The 19,104-nt window shown below is 71.1% G+C and carries 15 protein-coding genes; 6 read left to right on the forward strand and 9 right to left on the reverse strand.

Translation table 11 applies throughout. From position 1 onward, the window contains the following. Positions 1–2: 2 nt before the first annotated feature. From AB0I83_RS23250 to AB0I83_RS23270, 5 genes are all read right to left on the reverse strand, one after another. Positions 3–1,790 carry a heparinase II/III family protein gene (locus AB0I83_RS23250; RefSeq protein ID WP_363305967.1) on the reverse strand — a complete coding sequence of 596 codons (1,788 nt, stop codon included), beginning with the start codon at positions 1,788–1,790 and terminating at the stop codon, positions 3–5. Next, positions 1,778–2,542: an SDR family NAD(P)-dependent oxidoreductase gene (locus AB0I83_RS23255; RefSeq protein WP_356532077.1), complete on the reverse strand. Its 765-nt coding sequence runs from the start codon at positions 2,540–2,542 to the stop codon at positions 1,778–1,780. Before AB0I83_RS23255 ends, AB0I83_RS23250 begins: the two co-directional genes overlap by 13 nt. A 45-nt stretch (positions 2,543–2,587) precedes the next feature. Next, complete coding sequence (locus AB0I83_RS23260) at positions 2,588–3,505, reverse strand: carbohydrate ABC transporter permease (protein WP_356532076.1); 918 nt, start codon at positions 3,503–3,505, stop codon at positions 2,588–2,590. After that, positions 3,492–4,334, reverse strand: coding sequence for a sugar ABC transporter permease (locus AB0I83_RS23265; protein WP_356532074.1), 843 nt, complete (start codon positions 4,332–4,334; stop codon positions 3,492–3,494). Before AB0I83_RS23265 ends, AB0I83_RS23260 begins: the two co-directional genes overlap by 14 nt. Before the next feature lie 133 nt (positions 4,335–4,467). Next, the gene (locus AB0I83_RS23270; protein ID WP_363305968.1) at positions 4,468–5,739 is read right to left on the reverse strand and encodes an ABC transporter substrate-binding protein; all 1,272 of its coding nucleotides are present in this window, start codon (positions 5,737–5,739) and stop codon (positions 4,468–4,470) included. 238 nt (positions 5,740–5,977) lie between these two features. Between AB0I83_RS23270 and AB0I83_RS23275 the strand changes: the two genes are divergently transcribed. Beyond that, positions 5,978–7,114, forward strand: a complete 1,137-nt coding sequence (locus tag AB0I83_RS23275) for a LacI family DNA-binding transcriptional regulator (RefSeq protein WP_363305969.1) — start codon at positions 5,978–5,980, stop codon at positions 7,112–7,114. Between the two features lie 91 nt (positions 7,115–7,205). On the opposite strand, the gene AB0I83_RS23280 is transcribed toward AB0I83_RS23275, so the two are convergent. The 3 genes from AB0I83_RS23280 to AB0I83_RS23290 all read right to left on the reverse strand — a co-directional run bounded on the left by AB0I83_RS23280 (position 7,206) and on the right by AB0I83_RS23290 (position 11,900). After that, a complete protein-coding gene (locus AB0I83_RS23280; RefSeq protein ID WP_363305983.1) occupies positions 7,206–8,600 on the reverse strand; it encodes an endo-1,4-beta-xylanase in 1,395 nt (464 codons plus the stop codon). Between the two features lie 759 nt (positions 8,601–9,359). Next, positions 9,360–10,004: an SIMPL domain-containing protein gene (locus AB0I83_RS23285; RefSeq protein WP_363305970.1), complete on the reverse strand. Its 645-nt coding sequence runs from the start codon at positions 10,002–10,004 to the stop codon at positions 9,360–9,362. 27 nt (positions 10,005–10,031) lie between these two features. Then, positions 10,032–11,900: a serine hydrolase gene (locus AB0I83_RS23290; protein WP_363305972.1), complete on the reverse strand. Its 1,869-nt coding sequence runs from the start codon at positions 11,898–11,900 to the stop codon at positions 10,032–10,034. A 279-nt stretch (positions 11,901–12,179) separates the two neighbouring features. Here AB0I83_RS23290 and AB0I83_RS23295 point away from each other — a divergent pair, with 279 nt between their 5' ends. The 5 genes from AB0I83_RS23295 (at position 12,180) to AB0I83_RS23315 (ending at position 17,471) form a co-directional block, all read left to right on the forward strand. Then, positions 12,180–13,691, forward strand: a complete 1,512-nt coding sequence (locus tag AB0I83_RS23295) for an acyl-CoA synthetase (RefSeq protein WP_356532065.1) — start codon at positions 12,180–12,182, stop codon at positions 13,689–13,691. Between the two features lie 72 nt (positions 13,692–13,763). Continuing rightward, positions 13,764–14,378, forward strand: coding sequence for an XRE family transcriptional regulator (locus AB0I83_RS23300; RefSeq protein WP_356532063.1), 615 nt, complete (start codon positions 13,764–13,766; stop codon positions 14,376–14,378). A 117-nt stretch (positions 14,379–14,495) separates the two neighbouring features. Then, on the forward strand, positions 14,496–15,371 hold the full coding sequence (locus AB0I83_RS23305; protein WP_363305973.1) for a class I SAM-dependent methyltransferase: 876 nt from the start codon (positions 14,496–14,498) through the stop codon (positions 15,369–15,371). 610 nt (positions 15,372–15,981) lie between these two features. Further along, a complete protein-coding gene (locus tag AB0I83_RS23310; protein ID WP_363305975.1) occupies positions 15,982–16,479 on the forward strand; it encodes a sortase in 498 nt (165 codons plus the stop codon). A gap of 89 nt (positions 16,480–16,568) precedes the next feature. Next, a complete protein-coding gene (locus AB0I83_RS23315; RefSeq protein WP_363305976.1) occupies positions 16,569–17,471 on the forward strand; it encodes a class F sortase in 903 nt (300 codons plus the stop codon). Positions 17,472–17,535: 64 nt separating this feature from the next. Here AB0I83_RS23315 and paaK read toward each other — a convergent pair whose 3' ends face one another. Further along, a complete protein-coding gene (gene paaK, locus AB0I83_RS23320; protein WP_363305977.1) occupies positions 17,536–18,825 on the reverse strand; it encodes a phenylacetate--CoA ligase PaaK in 1,290 nt (429 codons plus the stop codon). Positions 18,826–19,104: the final 279 nt, after the last annotated feature.

A 19,104-nucleotide genomic window follows, 5' to 3' on the forward strand; every position in this document is an offset into this window, starting at 1 on the left:
GATCAGCACCCCGTCCCGAAGCGAGCCGTGGAGCCGTCCGCCAGTTCCACCGTCAGCTCCTCGCCGTCGAGCCGCACACCGGTCACCGCGGGGCCCGCGGATGCCGCCTGGTACACCGACGCGAAGGTGATCCGCTCCGCCTCGGCGGTGAAGTCGACCCGGGTGCGCGTGCGCTGCGGATCGTCCGCCGGACCGGGGCCCGGCCGCGAGACCGGACGCACCTCCGCCCCGCGGGTGTGCGTGTGCCAGCCGTGCAGGGTCTCGTCGCCGTACCAGGTGGTGAGCACAGGTCCGGCGGCCTGCTGCTGGACGTCCAGGGACGTGCCGGGCCGCAACTGGGCGGTGAAGCTGCGGACTTCCGAGCCCGTCACGCTCAGCAGGTCCACCAGGTAGCACCCGCCCGCCACCACTCTGCGCACTCCGCGTACCCCCTCGTACGCCGTCGTGACCTCTGCGGTCACCGACCGCGCGTCCGAACCGAGGAGCGCGCCCGCGCACTCGGCCTGCTCCGCGCCGTCGACCCGGAACGCCGGATGGGCCTCGGTCGAGGCGTACATGTCCCGGAACTCCGCGTGCGCGTACGGCACCTGGCCCGGGTCCGGCTGCCACGGGGTGGTGTCGCCGTAGAGGTAGAGCGACAGCTTGTCCCGGTGGCCGTGCGAACCGCCGTGCGGGCCGAAGTCCAGCAGGGCGTGGATGCCCGCCGCGCGCACCACGCCGTAGCCGGCCGCCCGGAAGACGGTGACCGTCTCCGGCGCAGGACGGCGTGGCAGCGGCGGACCCGCGAACCAGCCGTCCAGCTCGCGGTCCAGACCGTCGTCGTACGCTCCGAGCTCCTCCCGGGCCCGGGACGCCACCGCGTCCAGGGCATCCGAGGGAACCGACTGCTGTGCCAGTGCGACGAGTTCGAGCCACTCCAGGGCGAGCGGGAGGCGCAGGTACGGGCCGTCGTGGAGCGCGGGCAGCACGCCGCCGGGAGTCGCGATCGCGGCCAGCGCGTCCGTCATCCCGGCCAGCGCCCCGGCCACGTCGGACGGGATCGCGGCGGGGTCCGTGCCGCGCAGTGCCAGCAGCGCGGCACGCAGCACGAAGCCGTGGTAGTACGTGCTGCCCTCCCACTCCCAGCCGTCCTCCGCCACCGCGACCCGCAGGTGCGCGTACAGCCCGTGCTCACCCTCCAGCCACTGCTTCGCGCCCTCCCACGGCAGTCCGCGGGCCGCGGAGGCCGCCCTGCCCGCGGACGCGCCGGCGGCGTTCAGCCAAGCGGTGTAGTTGGACGCCAGCTGCCCCCGGCCGGTCAGGACACCCCGGGCCTCCAGCGCCGCCCGCTCCAACTCGTCCAGCAGCGGCAGCAGCGGAGCCAGATCCTCCGTGCCGACCTCGGCCAGCGTGGTCACGGCGTGCCCGATGCTCACCGCCCAGATGGCATCGGTCAGCGCCTGGTGGAACAGCCGGCCGCGCAGCATCCAGCCCTGCGCCTCGTCGTGCCGGTCCGTCGCGAGGGACGCGTACAGCCCGGCGTACTCGGCCAGCCGCGTCACCGCCTCCGCGCGCTCCCCCCGGTGGGCCAGCACCCGCAGGTGCCTGGCCCACGCCTGGTGCGACAGGACGACCCACGCGCCGCGCACCGCCTCGGTGTCCACCCGGCAGCCGTGCGCGCACCGCGCACCGCCCTCCGGGAAGGCCCCGCCGAGAAGGTCGCCGTGATCGAGTTCCACGCCGTGCGCCGGGCAGACGTACGCGTGCCACCAGCCGCCCCGCTCCCGGGGGATCCGCCTCAACGCGGCCATACGCCACCGTCGATGTCCACCGTGGTCGCGGTGAGGAAGCCGGACGCGGGCGACGCGAGATGGACGACGGCGTGGGCCACGTCCTCGGGCGTTCCCGCCCGGCCGACCGGAATGCCCGCCTCCATCGCCTCCTGCGCGGGGAGGGCGGTGAACGTGTCGTGGAAGGCGGTGCCCTTGATGAAGCCCGGCGCGACCGTGTTGACCGTGATGCCCGTACCGGCGAGTTCCTTCGCGAGGCCCTTGGTGAAGCCCCGCACCCCGGCCTTGGCCGCCGCGTACGCCACCGAGCCGGGACCGCCGCCGTTGTGCGCGGCCAGCGAGGACATCGTGATCACGCGCCCGGCGGACGACCGCTTCAGGTGCGGCAGAGCCGCCCGCACGGTCCGGAACGTCGACGTCAGGTTGGTGGAGATCACCTGCTCGAAGTGGTCGTCCGACATCTCCGCGATCTTCTCGCGGCCGATGAGGTGGCCCGCGTTGCAGACGAGGACGTCCAGCCCTCCGAGGAACCCGGTGGCCTCCTCGACCAGCAGGTCCACCTCGGCGGACACCGTCGCGTCCGCCCGGAACGCCTTGGCCCTGCGGCCCAGCGCCTCGATCGCGGAGACGGTCTTCGCCGCCTCGTCGGCCGAGGAGTGGTAGTGGACGGCGACGTCGGCGCCGGCCTCGGCCAGGGCGACGGCGATGGCACGGCCGATGCCGTGGCCCGCCCCCGTCACCAGTGCGCGGGAGCCGTTGAGATCAGCAGACATGGGTGAAGCCCTTTCGGTGACCGGCCCACCAGGGACCGGAACCGGTCACTTGAGACCGGCGGTTGCGAAGCCCTGCACGAAGTAGCGCTGGCCGATGAGGAAGAGGACGACCATGGGGAGGGTGGCGAGCGTGGTGCCGGCCATCAGGAAGTGCCACTGGGTGCCGTTCTCCGTCTTGAACACGGAGAGCCCCACCTGGATCACCCGGAGACTGTCCGTGTGGGTGACCAGCAGCGGCCAGAGGAAGTTGTTCCACGAGGACTCGAAGGTCAGCAGCGCCACCGTGATGAACGCGGGCTTGACCTGCGGCGACATGATCCGCGAGTAGATCCGGAACTCGCCGAGACCGTCGAGCCGGGCGGCCTCCTCCAGCTCCACCGGCAGGTCGAGGTAGAACTGGCGGAAGAGGAAGACGGCGAACGGCGTCACCGCGCCCGGGATGATGAGGGCCCACCAGCTGTCCAGCCAGCCGCTGCCGCCCTGGCCGAGGATGTCGTTGCCGCCCGCCAGGGGCATGAAGCGGACGATCAGGAACTCGGGCAGCACCTTGGTGTACGTGGGGATCATCAGGGCCGCGATGAAGAGGTAGAAGATCACCTCACTGCCGCGGAACCTGATGCGCGCCAGCGCGTATCCCGCCATCGACGCCATCAGCACGTTCAGCACGGTGTGGCTGATGGCGATGACGAAGCTGTTGCGGGCGTACGTGGCGAACGGCGCCGCCTTGAGCGCGTCGGCGTAGTTGCCGAACTGCCAGTGTTCCGGGAGCAGTCCGGCGTCCTGCGAGGCGATCTCCACCGGGGTCTTCAGCGAGGTCAGCACCATCCAGGCGAACGGCACCACCATCAGGAGCGAGACCACGGACAGCGTCACGTAGAGCGCGACCCGGCCGACGGGGACCCGCCCGCCCTTCGTCCGTGCCCTCGGCGCGGGAGCGGGCTTCAGCAGCTCAGTTGTGGCCACGGGTGCCTCCCATGATCCGCTTGTTGACCAGGGTGAAGCCCATCAGCAGCACGAAGAGCACCAGGGACTGCGCGCTCGCGTAGCCGACGCGGAACTCCCGGAAGGCGGACTTGTAGATCTCGTACGTCATCATCGTGGTGCTGTTGGCCGGGCCGCCGTCGGTCAGGATGTAGATCTGGTCGAAGGACTGGAACGCGGCGATCATCGAGGTGATGAGCACGAAGAACGTCGCGGGCTTCAGCAGCGGCAGGGTGATCGAGAAGAACTGCCTCGCCCGGGAGGCGCCGTCCACCGACGCGGCCTCGTACAGCTCCTTCGGGAGGGACTGCAGCGCGGCCAGGTAGATGAGCATCTTCATCCCGATGCCCTGCCAGACGCCGACGAGGATCACCGAGGGCAGCGCCCAGGTCGTCGAGGACAGCCACGCGGGGCCGTCGATGCCGAGGAACGAAAGCAGCGCGTTGAGCAGGCCGTTGCCCGGGTTGTAGATCCACAGCCACACCAGCGCGATCGCGACGGTCGCGGTGACCTGGGGCAGGAACACCGCGGTGCGGAAGATGCCGCGCGCCTTGAGCCCCGTGTGCAGGGCGAGGGCCACCAGAAGGCCCAGCGCCATCCCGAACGGCACGGTGAAGAAGGTGTAGAGCAGGGTGTTGACGATGGACTTGACGAAGACCGCGTCGTCCAGCATGTCCCTGAAGTTGGCCAGTCCCACGAACTCCGGCGCCGTCAGGACGTCGTACTTCGTGAAGGCCAGGCAGACCGAGACCACGACCGGCAGACCGATCCACAGCGAGGCGTGCAGCAGCGCGGGCGCCACCATGAGCATGCCCGCCCGGCGTCGGCGGCGCCCCGGGCCGACGGGTGTTCGCCCGGTCCGCGCCGGAGCCGGGGTCCCGGTAGTAGAGGGCGGCCGTGCGGGCCGCGCCTTCAGTACGGTTGTCGCTCCCACGATGACGCCCTCACATCCGGCCGATGGCGGCCTCGGCGAGACGGCCGAGCTCCGCGATGGCGTCCTTCGCGGACTGGTCGCCCACGATCGCGGGCTCCAGCGTGGGCTTGATCTTCTCCCGTATCTCCATCCAGGCCGCCGTGCCGCCCTCGGAGACGGAGTGCTGGAGGTTCTTCAGGGAGAGATCGACGAACTGGTTCTCCTTGACGTAACTCGTGTCGTTCAGGTCGCGCAGACCCGGAACCGACCCGCGCTGCCGCGCCGCCCCGAGGATCGACTCGGGAGTCGCGAGGTACTCCACCAGCGCACGGGCGGCCGCCGGGTGCTTCGAGCGCGCGGCCTGCGTGACGAGCGTGCCGCCCTGGAGCATCGCCGGCCGGCGGTTGGCAAGCACGAACGAGCCCAGCTTGTCGCCCTCGACGAGTTCGGGGTTCTGGTCCTTGACCTGGTTCCACAGGGCGCTGGTCGTCATCATCATCGACGCCTTGCCGGTCTGTACGTTCGAGGGGGCGCCGATGTCCGTCTTCTTGGCGTAGTCGGCCGAACCGTCCTTGATCAGGTCCTTGAACAACTGGAGGGCCTCGACCCCGCGCGCACCGGTGAAGAGCACCTTCTTGCCGTCCGAGCTGAACAACTGGCCGCCGTTGGCGAAGAGGAAGGTCTCCCAGCACTGGCGCAGGTCGATCGAGAAGGGGTCGAATCCCACGTGACCGCCGGTGGTCAGCTGCTTCGCGACGGCGCGCAGCTCGGTCCAGTCGGCCGGCGTCCGCTTCACCCCGGCCTCGGCAAAATGATCCTTGCGGTACACGACGATCCGGGTGTCGAGGACGACGGGCAGGGCGTAGAGCTTGCCTTCGTAGCGCGAGGGCTCCAGCACCCGCTTCTCGTAGTCGTGCGCCGAGGCGAGGCTCTCCGGCAGCTCGGCGATCGCCTGCTTGGCGGCGAACGGAGGGATCCAGCCGACGCCCATCATCAGCACGTCGGGCAGCAGTCCGCCCGCGAGACCGGTGGTGATCTTCTCGTTGAGCTGCGCATACGTGGTGTAGTCCACGTTCACCTTGACGTCCGGGTACTTCTTCCGGAACCCGCCGAGGATCTTCTGCTCCAACAGCGTCTTCCCGTCCGCGCCTTCGTAGATCGGCGTGAGCAGGGTGATCTCACCCTCGGCGGGCCCGTCGGCGGAGCCGGCGGACGACGCGGCGCCGCCGCCGCAGCCGGCGAGCGCGGCCGCGGCGCCACTCGCGCCGATGGCGGCGAGTACGGACCTTCTGTTGAGTTCCATGGGACACCCCTTTTGAGGTGGAGACTTGAGGTGGAGTCGGTGGATCGATCCAGCTATGACGTCCCGGACATGGCTGGGAAGTGCTGGTAAATCGATGCACTGATGCTAGGAACGTCGCCAGAGCGGCGTCAACAGCTGATGCACAATAATTTTCAGGGATGTTAACGGGTGTACCGGTGGAGTGCGTTCAGTAAATCGGTACACTAACCTCGGCAGTGCGTTCCGAACCGGAGGTGGCATGAGCGGGGTAACGATCCATCAGGTCGCGGAGGCCGCAGGGGTCTCCGCGAGCACGGTCTCCAACGTCCTCAACGGGCGTACCGACCGTATGCAGGCGGCCACCCTCGCGCGCGTCGAGCAGGTGATCGAACAGCTCAACTACCGGCCCAACCGGGCGGCGCGCATGCTGCGCACCGGTCGGATCAAGGTCATCGGGCTGATCGTGCCGTCCGTCGCCAACCCCTTCTGGGGGGCGCTCGCCAGGGAGCTGGAGGCCATCGCGCTGGCCGAGGGCTACCACGTACTGCTCTGCAACAGCGAGCGCGACCCCGCGCGTGAGCTCAGGTACGGCGAGGAGCTGCTCGCCGACGGTGTGAGCGGTGTGGTCCTCTGCTCGTCGCTGCCGTCGCTCGACCACATGACGCCGCTGCTGGGCCGAGGGCTGAAGATGGTGGCCTTCGACCGCACCGCCCAGGCGGGGGATCCGTCGTCACTGGCCAGTATCAGCGTGGACAACGCGATGGGTGCGGAGCTCGCCACGCGCCACCTGATCGAACTGGGCCACCGCAGGCTGGCCTTCGTCTCCGGGTCCGTCAACAGCGTGAACCGCCGGGAGCGGTTGCGCGGCTTCAGAGCCGCGCTGGAGACGGCGGGCCTCGACCCGGCCGACGCGATCGTCTGGCCCGGCGCGGACACCACCGAGTTCGGGGACAGGAACGCCGCTGAACTGGGACGCAACGCGGCCAGGGAGCTGCTCTCCCGCCAGAACCCGCCCACGGGTTTCGTCGCCATCAACGACATGTGCGCGATCGGGATCTGCCGGGGCGCCAAGGACGCCGGGCGCAGCGCGGGGCGGGACGTCTCGGTGGTCGGCTTCGACGACATCCTGCTCGCGGACCTCTTCGAGCCGCCGCTCACCACGGTCCGTCAGCCGCTTCCGGAGATGGCGGCCGAGACCTTCCAGCAGCTCAGGGCCCGGATCGACTCCGCACCCTCGGCGGGGCGCTCCCTGCTGATCAGGCCGCGCCTGGTGGTACGTGAATCGACGGCCGAGGCCCCGGAGCCGGCTCGGGTTCCCCGGGCCGCGTCGGCACCGGACGCGTCCGGTGCCCCGGCGCTCGCCGCGACGGGGGCCGGGCGCCGAACCGCCGGCTGACCGTACGGGCGCGACGCGTCCGCACCGTCGGACGACCGCACCGAAAGGCGGTCGTGCTGCCGGTGCGGTCCGCTCCGCCCGTACGGACCGTTCAGGAGGCGGTGCAGGTACCCATGGCAGGCGCCGAGGAGTTGCCGTTCGTCGTGACGGTGAACCCGAAGCTCGTCGAGGCCCCGGCCGCCAGTGTCCCGTTCCACGACGGCTTCACCGTCATCACGGCGCCCGAGCCGTCCCAGGTGGGCGAGCCGTTCCAGACGGCCGACACCTTCTGGGGTGCGGGCACGGTCACCGGCACCGACCAGGACGTGATGCCCGAACCGCCCGCCTTGACGGTCACCTGCCCGTTGTACCCGCCGTTCCAGGCCGAGGTCTGGGTGTACGTGACGGTGCAGGCACCGCTGCCGCCGCCGTCACCGCCTCCGCCCGACCCGCCCAGTGCGGCGAGCACCGCGTCGTACGCGGGCTTCTTGGCGTAGGCGCCGTCGAAGAGCAGCGGGGTGCCACTGCTGCGCCACGAGTACTTGTCCGTGACCCCCCAGACGGTGAGACCGGTGCAACGTGTCACGGCCAGGCACGCGTTCACCACGGAGGTGTAGTTCGCGGCCTGCGCCGAACCCGAGCCCTCGATGTCCAGTTCGGTGATCTGGACATCGACACCGAGGTCGGCGAAGCGCTGCAGATTCGCCCGGTAGTCGGACGGCACCGGGGAGTTGGCGTTGAAGTGCGACTGGAAGCCCACGCAGTCGATCGGGACGCCGCGCTGCCTGAAGTCCTTCACCATGGCGTAGACGGCGTTGCTCTTCGCGTTCTGGCCGTCGGTGTTGTAGTCGTTGTAGCAGAGCTTGGCGCCGGGATCGACCGCGCGGGCGGTGCGGAACGCCTCCTCGATGAATCCGTTCCCGAGCTTGTCCTGGAAGGGCGAGCTGCGCCGCGCACCGCTGCTGCCGTCCTGGTAGGCCTCGTTCACCACGTCCCAGGAATGGATCTTGCCCTTGTAGTGCGTCATGACCTGGATGATGTGGTTGTTCATCGCCGAGCGGAGATCATCCGCACCCAGGCCGCCCACCCAGCCGGGGAGCTGCGAGTGCCACACGAGCGTGTGCCCCCTGACCTTCATCCCCTTGCTCTGTGCGTGGCCGACGATCTGGTCGGCGGCCGCGAAGCTGAAGGAGTTGCGGGAGCCCTCGACCGCGTCCCACTTCATCTCGTTCTCCGGAGTCACGGAGTCGAACTGGGCGTCCAGCGTGGACGCGTACGCCGATTCACCGAGATGATTGGCCGCCACCGCGGTTCCGAAGTACCGGCCCTTCGCGGCCGCGGCGTCGCCGAGCGCACCGACTGCCTGCGCGTTTCCGGCGAGTGCGACGACACCGGCCGCGGCCAGGACGCCGGCGGTGACGAGGGACAGCGCCCGCCGGGCGCGGACCGGCAGGTGCGGGCGGCTCGGCGTGCTGCCCGGTGGTGTCTGCGGGGGTATCTGGACCATCACGTTTCCAGCCTCTTCTTCCGGTGCCGGGCGGGTCGAACAGGGGCGCCCGGACTGGGGGTGCGGACCGTTCGAGGTGCTGTGCAGCCGTCGGCCGACCGCCCTCGGGGCGCGTGTGCCGACGGGAGGGCGAGCGGTGGAACAAGGGGAACGTGGGAGAGTATGCGCTCGGTGCGACACTGCGTCAACGCATCATTTCCGAAACATTTCCGAGCGAACAGCCGCTCATGTGAGGGTAGTTGGGCGGTCCACCTGCGTGAACAGCGCTTCCACGCCGACTGGTCGTCATCAGGGGCCGTCGGTGCCCTCCGTGAAAGCCGGACACACCGAACGGGACTCTCGGGAAATCCGAAACTTTCGTAACCCTCCGGGCCGGCTCCTGAGGCCGCGATCGACGACTCCCGCCGGACCGCTGGGCGGGCGGCGCCCTTCCCCGCCACGGAGAAGCCGATCCCCGACGTCGCGCAGACGTGCGGCTCATCGGGACGACGCCACCGGCGAGCCGGGGGCTCGCGGTCCGAGAGGGCCGGCAGCGGTCACGCGTTCAGGTTCGGCCGCGTCGGCGAAGCGGTGTCGGGGACGGTGCGGGTGCGCAAGCGCCTGAGGTGCCGCGGACCTCTTCACGACGCCGGGATCGCGCACCGGTACGTCAAGCCGTCCGGCGTCACCGTCCCGCCGCCCGGCGTCGTGGAGATCCTCGACTTCGGCCTCGTGCGGGCGGCCCTTGGGGTGACCGGGCCGCCAGGGTGACTGCGGTCCTCAGCCGCCGATGAGCGAGAAGCCGACCATGACCCCCGCCGACACCGTCACCCTGCCCGGAGTCAGATCGCCTTCGCCGCCGTCACCGTCGTTGCCGCCGTGGCCGCGGTAGTTCTGCACCTGCTCGGCGTCCACGTCCTTGATGTGTACGACGGGACCCAGCTGCGCACCGGCCGCCTCCGCGTACAGGGCGGCCTTCTCGCGCGCTGCGACCACGGCCGCGGAACGCGCCCCGGCCCGCAGTTCCTTCTTGGCGCGCACATCGAACTCGACGCCGTTGACCTCGTTGGCGCCCGCCTCGACGACATCGATGAGCACGCCCTCCAGGGTGTCGAGGTCCCGTAGCTCGATCACGAACGACGCGGTGCACTCGTAACCCTGGAACGTGCGCTCGCTGCCGTAGGTCCACTGCGAGTGGAGGTTCAGCCTCGACGTCGATACGGCGGTATCCGGGACCTGGTGCCCGCGCAGGACCTCCCGGATGCGGTTCACCCCGCTCCGGGTGGCCGCGAAGGCCTCGCCCGGCTTGTTCCTGGTCTGTGATATGGCCACCCGCAGGCGTGCCAGGTCCGGAGCGGCGTCCACACTCGCCGCTCCGAACACCGACACGCCCCACGGGGCGTCTATGGACTGGTTTCCGTTCATGCCGGCCATCCAACCAGCCCGGCACGCTCAGTCGGCGGAAACGGTCCACCCCGTCGCCTCGACGCGGGCCGCGTCACCCGGCCTCTTCTCGTCGAAGAGCGTACGGCGGCCGTCCCGCACCCGGACCCCGTCGACGTACACACCGCGCCCGACATACAGCTGGTCGGTGCTGTAGCGCCAGCGCAGCCGCACCTCCGTGCCCCGCCAGCCGCTCAGATCCGCTTCCAGGTGATGCCATACACGCCCCGACCAGCCGGAGACCGAGCCGTCCGGATGCGGGCTGGAGTTCCGGGGGCGTGCTCCCTCCACCGGCACCGTGGCGAAGGGGACGGGCTGCCACGTCGCTCCGGAGTCCGACGAGGCCTCCAGCCGGAGGGAGTCCGACGCCGGCTCCGTGTCCCACCACAGACCGCAGCTCAGTACCGGACGGGAGGAGGCCGGGCGCAACGGGGGGAGCGTCAGCGTCGCTGTGGTCGCGCTCGCCATGCCGGAGAACCAGGCGGTGCCGCCCCGGGCAGGGCGGACGGGCACCGCGCGCGCCATCCGGTTGGCCGTGGCCACGCGCGGCGCGCTTCCCGAACGCCAGTTGCGCACCGGATGGACGGAGTTTCCCAGGACGATCAGGAACGAGTCCGTGCTCGGGTCGAGGACCAGGCTCGTGCCGGTGAACCCGGTGTGTCCCGCCGTGCGCGGTGTGGCCATCGCGCCCATGTACCAGTGCTGGTAGAGCTCGAAGCCCAGGCCGTGCTCGTCGCCCGGGAAAGCCGTGTTGAAGTCGGTGAACAACAGCTCCACGGATTCCTCGGACAGGATCCGGGACCTGCCGTAGACGCCCCCGTTGAGCAGGGTGCGTGCCAGCACCGCTAGGTCCCAGGCGCAGGAGAACACGCCCGCGTGACCGGCGACCCCGCCCAGGCCGTACGCGTTCTCGTCGTGCACCTCCCCCCAGATCAGCCCGCGCTCGAGCCCCGACCAGGGCAGCCGGGCGTCCTCGGTGGCCGCGATCTTCGGCTTCCAGGAGGCCGGCGGGTTGTACCGCGTGCGGTGCATCCCGAGCGGAGCGGTGATCTCCTCGCGGAGCAGGGCGTCCTGTGTGCGGCCGGTGATCTTCTCCACGACCAGCTGGAGCGAGATCAGGTTCAGGTCGGAGTAGAGGTACTTCGTGCCGGGCGCGGAGGCCAGGACCTCCTGCCACAGCAGTCGCAGCTGCCCCTCCCGGGTCGGCTCCTTGTACAGCGGGATCCAGGCGCGGAAGCCCGAGGTGTGCGTGAGGAGCTGCCGCACGGTCACGTCCTGCTTGCCACCGCCGGCGAAGTCGGGGAGGTACGAGGCGACCCGCGCCTCCAGTTCCAGCGCCCCGCGCTCGATCTGCTGCACGGCCAGGATCGAGGTGAACAGCTTCGACACCGAGGCCAGGTCGAAGACCGTGTCCTCGGCCATCGCGATCTGCTGGTCCGGGGGGAACTCCACCCCGGTGTCGGTCTTCTCGTCGTACGCCGAGTAGCGCACCGCCTTGCCGATCGGCCGGTGCAGCGCCACGGTGCCGCCGCGGCCGGCGAGCAGGACCGCGCCCGCGTACCAGGGGTGCGCGGGGGAGTCGGACAGATAGGTCTCGGCATCCGCGACCAGCTGGTCCAGCTGATCCGGCAGCAGACCGGCGCGTGCCGCCGAGCCGCGGCGCAGCGTCGGCCGGCCCCTCCGCGATCCCATATCCGCCCCGCTTCCCGGTGCCGCGCCCGGCGCACCACTGCCCGCGGCGCCCCGGTCCGCTCCGGCCGCGGGCCCCGCGGCTCCCGCGAAGGGGATCGGAGCCAGGGCGAGTGCCCCGCCCAGTGCGAGTATCCCGCCGCCCAGCCTCCGACGGCTCATTCCCCGGTCCGACACGTCTCCGGCCATCCGGAACCCCTTCCCCTCACGTCGAAAGCACCAGCGTGAAAGTAACTTTCGAAATTTCGTACGGTGATGAAACTTCCTGCCGAGGCAGAGATTACTGTCACCGCCGCCGCTCGTGGGTGCCTGACGGAACAAAAGAATCTGACGCAACGTCAGGGCAATCGGTCCCGCGCCTCCGGGAACGCTTCACGTCCGCGAACGGAGCCCGTGGCCTCGCGGCCACGCACGACGGACGCGTCGACGGCTCTTGACCGGCGGCGCCCCGCCACCCAGGATCGCGTCATGACAGGTGTACGCGGCAGCACGGTGGACGGTGTCCTGGCACGCAGCGCACGGCGCACTCCCGGGCGCACCGCCCTCAGGTACGCCGAGCGGGCATGGACCTACGCCGCACTCGACGAGGCGGTGAGCACGGCCGCCGCGGTCCTGACCGCCGAGCACGGCCTGCGTCCCGGCGACCGGGTGGCGTCGTACGCCCACAACTCCGACGCGTACCTGATCGCCTATCTGGCCTGCGCCCGTGCCGGCCTGGTCCATGTGCCGGTCAACCAGAACCTCACCGGCGACGAGCTGGAGTACATCCTCCGGCAGTCCGGCAGCGCCCTCGTGCTCACCGACCCCGCCCTCGCCCCACGCGTCCCCGCCGGCCACCCAGTGCGGGCGCTGCGTGACACGCGGGACTCGCTCCTCGGCGAACTGGACACCCCGCGCCCCTTCACCGCCGCGCGCGAGCCCGGCGCCGACGATCTGGTCCAACTGCTCTACACCTCCGGCACCACCGCCCAGCCCAAGGGCGCGATGATGACGCACGGGGCGCTGGTGCACGAGTACGTCAGTGCCGTCACCGCCCTCGACCTCCGGGCCACCGACCGGCCCGTGCACTCGCTGCCGCTCTACCACTCCGCGCAGATGCACGTCTTCCTGCTGCCGTACCTCGCGGTCGGCGCCGAGAACACCATCCTCGACGCCCCGGACGCCGGCCGGATCTTCGACCTGGTCGAGGCCGGGCAGGCCGACAGCCTCTTCGCGCCGCCCACGGTCTGGATCGGACTCGCCAACCATCCGGACTTCGCCACCCGTGAGCTAGGGGCACTGCGCAAGGCGTACTACGGCGCCTCGATCATGCCCGTACCCGTGCTGGAACGCCTGCGCGAACGGCTTCCGGGGCTGGCGTTCTACAACTGCTTCGGGCAGAGCGAGATCGGTCCCCTCGCCACGGTCCTCGGCCCTGACGAACACGAGGGGCGGATGGAGTCCTGCGGCCGTCCGGTGCTCTTCGTCGAGGCCAAGGTGGTCGACGAGCACGGCGAGGAGGTGCCCGACGGGACGGCGGGCGAAGTCGTCTACCGCTCACCGCAGCTCTGCCAGGGCTACTGGGACAAGCCCGACGAGAGCGCCGAGGCGTTCCGCGACGGCTGGTTCCACTCCGGTGACCTGGCGGTACGTGACGAGGAGGGCTACTTCACGGTCGTCGACAGGGTGAAGGACGTCATCAACTCCGGAGGGGTGCTCGTCGCCTCCCGGCAGGTGGAGGACGTCCTCTACACCCACCCCGCGGTGGCCGAGGTGGCCGTCGTGGGACTGCCCGACCCGCGCTGGATCGAGGCCGTCACGGCGGTCGTGGTGCTCAGGGGCGAGGCGTCGGAATCCGAACTCACCGAGCACGCCCGCGAGCGGCTCGCCCATTTCAAGGCACCGAAGAGAGTCCTGTTCGTCGGCGAACTCCCGCGCAACGCCAGCGGGAAGATCCTCAAGAGGGAGTTGAGGGACCGGTTCTCCGAAGCGGGTTCCTGAGTACGTCGGCCATGACGGCCGAGCGGCGGGACGCCGTCGCCCGAGTTGCGCCCGGGGCATACGGTATCGCCCATGACGCAAGATGACCCCGGGCTTGACGGCCTGGTGCGCAAACGGATCCGAGCGCTGCGGCTGGCCCAGGGCTGGTCCCTGGAGGAACTGGCCACCCGCGCCGACGTCAGTCAGTCCACCCTCTCGCGGATCGAGAACGGGCAGCGCCGCCTCGCGCTGGATCAGCTGGTCGTCCTGGCCCGGGCCCTGGACACGTCGCTGGACCAGCTGGTGGAGACCGCCTCCGACGACGTCGTCACCAGTCCGGTGATCGACGGGGCGCACGGTCGGCTGCGCTGGCCGATCAAGGGGGAACCCGGAATGAGCGTCATCCGCCAGCGGATCACCGAGCCGCCCCCCGACAACCCCGCGCGCATGCGTGCGCACCCCGGTCGTGAATGGCTCGTCGTCCTCTCCGGTACGGCGATCCTCATGCTGGGGCATCGCCACTTCCGTATGGAGACCAACCAGGCCGCCCAGTTCCCCACCATGCTGCCGCACGCCATCGGGGCCGAGGGCGGTCCCTGCGAGGTTCTGGGCATCTTCGACCGTGACGCCCGCCGCGGCCACCAGAGCGGCACCGGCCGCAGAGGCACCGGTCGCGGCGAGGACGGCGGCGAGGCGGCACGCTCCTGACCGTGGCCTCGTGCCGCGCCCGCCCTTCTTTGCGCCTCCGGCAACCCGAGCGGTCATTCTCTTGCCGAAACGGGAAGCGATCGTGCTTCAGACGCAAAATCGTCCTAGCGTGGGGACATGACCCACGAGCACTCACACACCCCTGGCCACGGGGCGCACCACGGCCCCCGACACGTCGCGGACTCCGACAGCCAGGCGGACATCCTCGACCTGGACGCGGAGGTCCTCGCCGAGCACATCGCCGAGATCACCGCCCAGCTCCCCACCCAGAGGGCTCCACGGGAGATCCTGGACCTGGGCTGCGGGACGGGCACCGGCACCTTTGCCCTGCTCTCCCGCTTCCCCGAAGCGCACGTCACGGCCGTCGACTTCTCGGCCGAGCACCTTCACCGCCTGCGGCAGAAGGCGAGCGACGAAGGGGTCCGGGAACGCGTACGCACCGTCGAGGCCGACCTCGACGCCGCCCACTGGCCCGACCTCGGTCATCCGGAACTGGTGTGGGCGTCGGCCTCGATGCATCACATGGCTGACCCGGCCCGTGCGCTGCGCACGGTCCACGACATCCTCGCCCCCGGCGGGCTGTTCGCCGTCGTCGAACTGGCCGGCTTTCCCCGCTTCCTGCCGGAGGGCGCCCCGGCGGACCGGCCCGGTCTGGAGGAACGCTGCCACGCCGCCGGCGAGCGCCACCACGCCGAACACATGCCACACCGCGGAGCCGACTGGGGGCCCATGCTGACCGCTGCCGGATTCGCCCTCGAGGGCGAGCGCACCGTCACCGTCGACATCGAGGGCTCCGGCGACCCGGCCGTCGGCCGCTACGCGCTGAGCTCCCTGCAACGTCTGCGGCAGAGCGCGGTCGACGAGCTGTCTGCTCCCGACCGTGCCGCACTCGACCGGCTGCTCGACACGGACGGCCCCCACAGCATCCTGCGCCGCCGCGACCTCGTGGTCCGCACCGAGCGCACGGTCTGGGCGGCACGCCGCGAGAGCTGAGACCCTGACCGGCCGTCGCCCGGCCGCGCTGCCGCCCTGCCCGTGAACGGCTGGTAATCCGGCGGCTCCGCGCACGGGACGAGCCCAGCGGCCCGGTCCCGCGAGCAGGACCGGGCCGCTGGGCTCGTCTGCCGTCGCACCCGGCGCGGTCCCGCACCGGTCTACGAGAGCACCCTGCCGGGACTCGTCGCGTATCCGGACCGGGGCAGGACCTGACGGGCCGTCGACCGCGGCTGCGGCCGGCCGCCCCGGTTGCGGAGCGGCGTCCGTTCCGCCGGGAGGCTCGGGCGCCCACCGCACCTGCGGGCTGACCCAACTCCCCTCCGGAGGAATTCGCTTGAGCCGGTTCGCAGGGCGCCCGGATTCGAGCGGTCACGGGACAGCCCTTAGCCCGTTCGCCGCTGCCGGCACGACTCCTCCCCGGTTCCCGCCCTCTGCCGAGTGACCTGCGTAAACAGGCGCCGTGAGGTCGAATACCGCGCCTGGGCGGGTGACGGGCGCGGCAGCGACTCGTGTTGCGCAGGTGACGGAGTGTCGGTTGCCTCGGACACGGAGCACAGCAGAGGTACCGCGCAGTCCCGCCGGACCCTGCTCCCGTTGGAGGATCCTCATGCGCAACACACGCATCGGTGCGGGTATCTGTCTGGCCGTAGGTTCCCTCGCCCTGGCGGCACCGGTCGCGGCGGCGGCCGACCCGGCAGGTGAGCAGACCATTCGCATCAGCCCCGGGTACGCCTCGCCCGGTACGCAGGTCACCGTCAGCACCACAGCCTGCGGCAAGGAGACCTACGGCAAGGGGACGTCGGAGGCAGGCGGTGCCTTCCACCTCTTCGAGGGGGACCGCAAGGGCGTCCTCGTAGGCGTGTTCGAGATCCCGAAGGGGACCGCGCCCGGCTCGGACACCGTCACCGTGAAGTGCCCGCCGCGGATCAAGCTGACGGACAGTTACCGGATTGCGGACCGTGCTCCCAGCGGCGGCGTCGACGCCGGCTTCGGAGCTCCCACCGACCAGGGCACCCAGCTCGCCGCGGGAGGCGTGCTGCTCGCCGGAGCCGCGGCGGGGGGAGTGGTCAGGATGCGCCGCCGTGCGACCGCGGTACGCGGCTGACCGTACGGCTCCCGTCCGCCCGCCCCGGACCGGCACGGCTCCAGGGGCGCGCGGACTTCCCGACACTCCGTGAGGCAGAGGCACACGCGATGGAAACCGTGCCCGAGAACAGCACGCGCACCCAGTCCTTCCCAGCCGTCAAACACCTCGCCTGGGCCCTGGTGGCCGGCGCCGCGCTGGTGTTCAGCGGATTGCGTGACAGCAGCCCGCCGCGGCCACCGGCCGCCGCCGCTCCCGCGCCACCGGCCGCCGCCGCTCCCGCGCCACCGGCCGCACCGGCCCCGGCCGGACCCGCTGTCCGGCCCACGCGGCCGGCCCCGGCCCCGCCCTACACCCTCGCGGATCGCCCCGCGCCCGGGCGTCCCTCCTTCGTCCGCCGCCCGTCCACCCCGCCCGCCCCCCTCCCGCCGTTGCCCGTCCGTCCCGCCCCCCTGCTCCCGGTCGTGACAGTGCCCGCACCGGCCGCCCCCCCACCGGTGCGACCCACCCCGGCCGGCCCCAGCTCCACCGCACCCCGTCCGGCCGTCCGGCCGCTCCCTCCGTCGGATCCGGTCCGCCTGCGCATCCCCACCCTCAAGGTGGACGCGCCGATGATGAAGCTGGCCCTCGACGCGGCGGGAGCTCTGACGCCCCCGCCCGACAACAATCCCGTGCTGGCCGGGTGGTACGCCGGCGGAACGGTCCCCGGGGCCGTGGGCACCGCCGTCGCGGCCGGACACGTCGACACCCGCCTCGGCCCCGGCGTCTTCCAGCAGCTGGGACTGCTGCGCACAGGAGCCACCGTCGAGATCGTCCGAACCGACCTGAGCACCGCTGTGTTCAAGGTCTACGCCGTCGAGACCTACAACAAGAAGAACTTTCCCGACAAGAAGGTCTACGGTGCCTCGACCCGGCCCGAACTCCGGGTGATCACCTGCGGGGGCGGTTACGACAAGAAGTCCGGCTACCAGGACAACGTCGTGGTCTTCGCCTCCCTGACCGGCTCCCGGTGACCGCCTCCCGCTGGCCGCCTCCCACCAGCCGCCCGGCCTCACGCGGTCCCCAGGAGCCGTCCCCTCAGGCGTCCTCCCGCAGATCGACGACGCGCCTGATCTTGCCCACCGACCGCTCCAGCGTCTCCGGGTCGACGATCTCGACCGAGACGCTCACGCCGACCCCGTCCTTCACGGCCGCCGCGATCGACCGCACCGCCGCCGCGCGCTCGTCCGCCGTGGCGCCGGTCCGCGCTTCCGCCCGTACGGTCAGCGCGTCCAGCCGCCCCTGCCGGGTCAGCCGGAGCTGGAAGTGCGGAGCCACCCCCGGCGTCCGCAGCACGATCTCCTCGATCTGCGTGGGGAAGAGGTTCACCCCGCGCAGGATCACCATGTCGTCACTTCGCCCGGTGACCTTCTCCATCCGCCGGAAGTTCCGTGCTGTCCCCGGAAGCAGGCGTGTGAGGTCGCGGGTCCGGTAGCGGATCACCGGCATCGCCTCCTTGGTCAGCGAGGTGAAGACCAGCTCACCCTCCTCCCCGTCAGGCAGGACCTCACCGGTGAAGGGATCGACGACCTCCGGATAGAAGTGGTCCTCCCAGACGTGCAGGCCGTCCTTGGTCTCGACGCACTCCTGCGCCACCCCCGGCCCCATCACCTCCGACAGTCCGTAGATGTCCACGGCGTCGATGGCGAACCGCTCCTCGATCTCGCGGCGCATCTGCTCCGTCCACGGCTCCGCGCCGAAGATGCCCACCTTCAGCGACGTGGTGCGGGGATCGACGCCCTGGCGCTCGAACTCGTCCAGGAGGGTCAGCATGTACGAGGGTGTGATCATGATGATCTCGGGCCGGAAGTCCTGGATGAGCTGTACCTGACGCGCGGTCATCCCGCCGGACGCCGGAACGACCGTGCAACCGAGCCGCTCCGCCCCGTAGTGGGCGCCGAGACCGCCGGTGAACAGCCCGTACCCGTAGGCCACATGGACCTTGTGCCCCGGGCGGCCACCAGCGGCCCTGATCGAGCGGGCCACCACGTCGGCCCAGGTGTCCAGGTCGCGCTCCGTGTACCCGACCACCGTGGGCCGGCCCGTCGTGCCGCTGGAGGCGTGGATCCGCCGCACCTGTTCCTCGGGCACGGCGAACATCCCGAACGGGTAGTTGTCGCGCAGGTCGGCCTTGGCGGTGAACGGGAAACGGGCGAGATCCCCGAGCGTGCGGCAGTCCTCCGGCCGCAGACCCGCCCGGTCGAAGGCGGCGCGGTAGAACCCCACGTTCTCGTAGGCGTGCCGCAGGGTGGCCCGAAGCCGCTCCAGCTGCAGCGCCTCGAGCTCACCGCGGCCGAGCCGCTCTCCCGCGTCCAGCAGCGCCGTCATACGGATCATCCTCCCACCGACGGGCGACCGACCATTCGGTCGTTCGCCTGGAGTCAGTAATTCAGGATGCGAGGCGTTCTGGCAAGGGGCGGACGCCGCTTACCCGACCGCCCTCCGGGCGATCGGCGTCGGGGGGGGGGGGGCGCGGGGGGCGCGGGAGCGCCGCCCCCCGCCGGGCGCGCCCCCCACCCCCCCCGCCCCCCCCCCCCCGCCCCCCCCCCCCCCCCCCGGCGGGGGCGGACGGTGAGGGGGGGGGCGCGGGGGCGGCGACAGAGAACC

The sequence above is a fragment of the Streptomyces sp. NPDC049970 genome (genome assembly GCF_040660235.1).
In the GTDB taxonomy this organism is placed as follows: Bacteria; Actinomycetota; Actinomycetes; order Streptomycetales; family Streptomycetaceae; genus Streptomyces.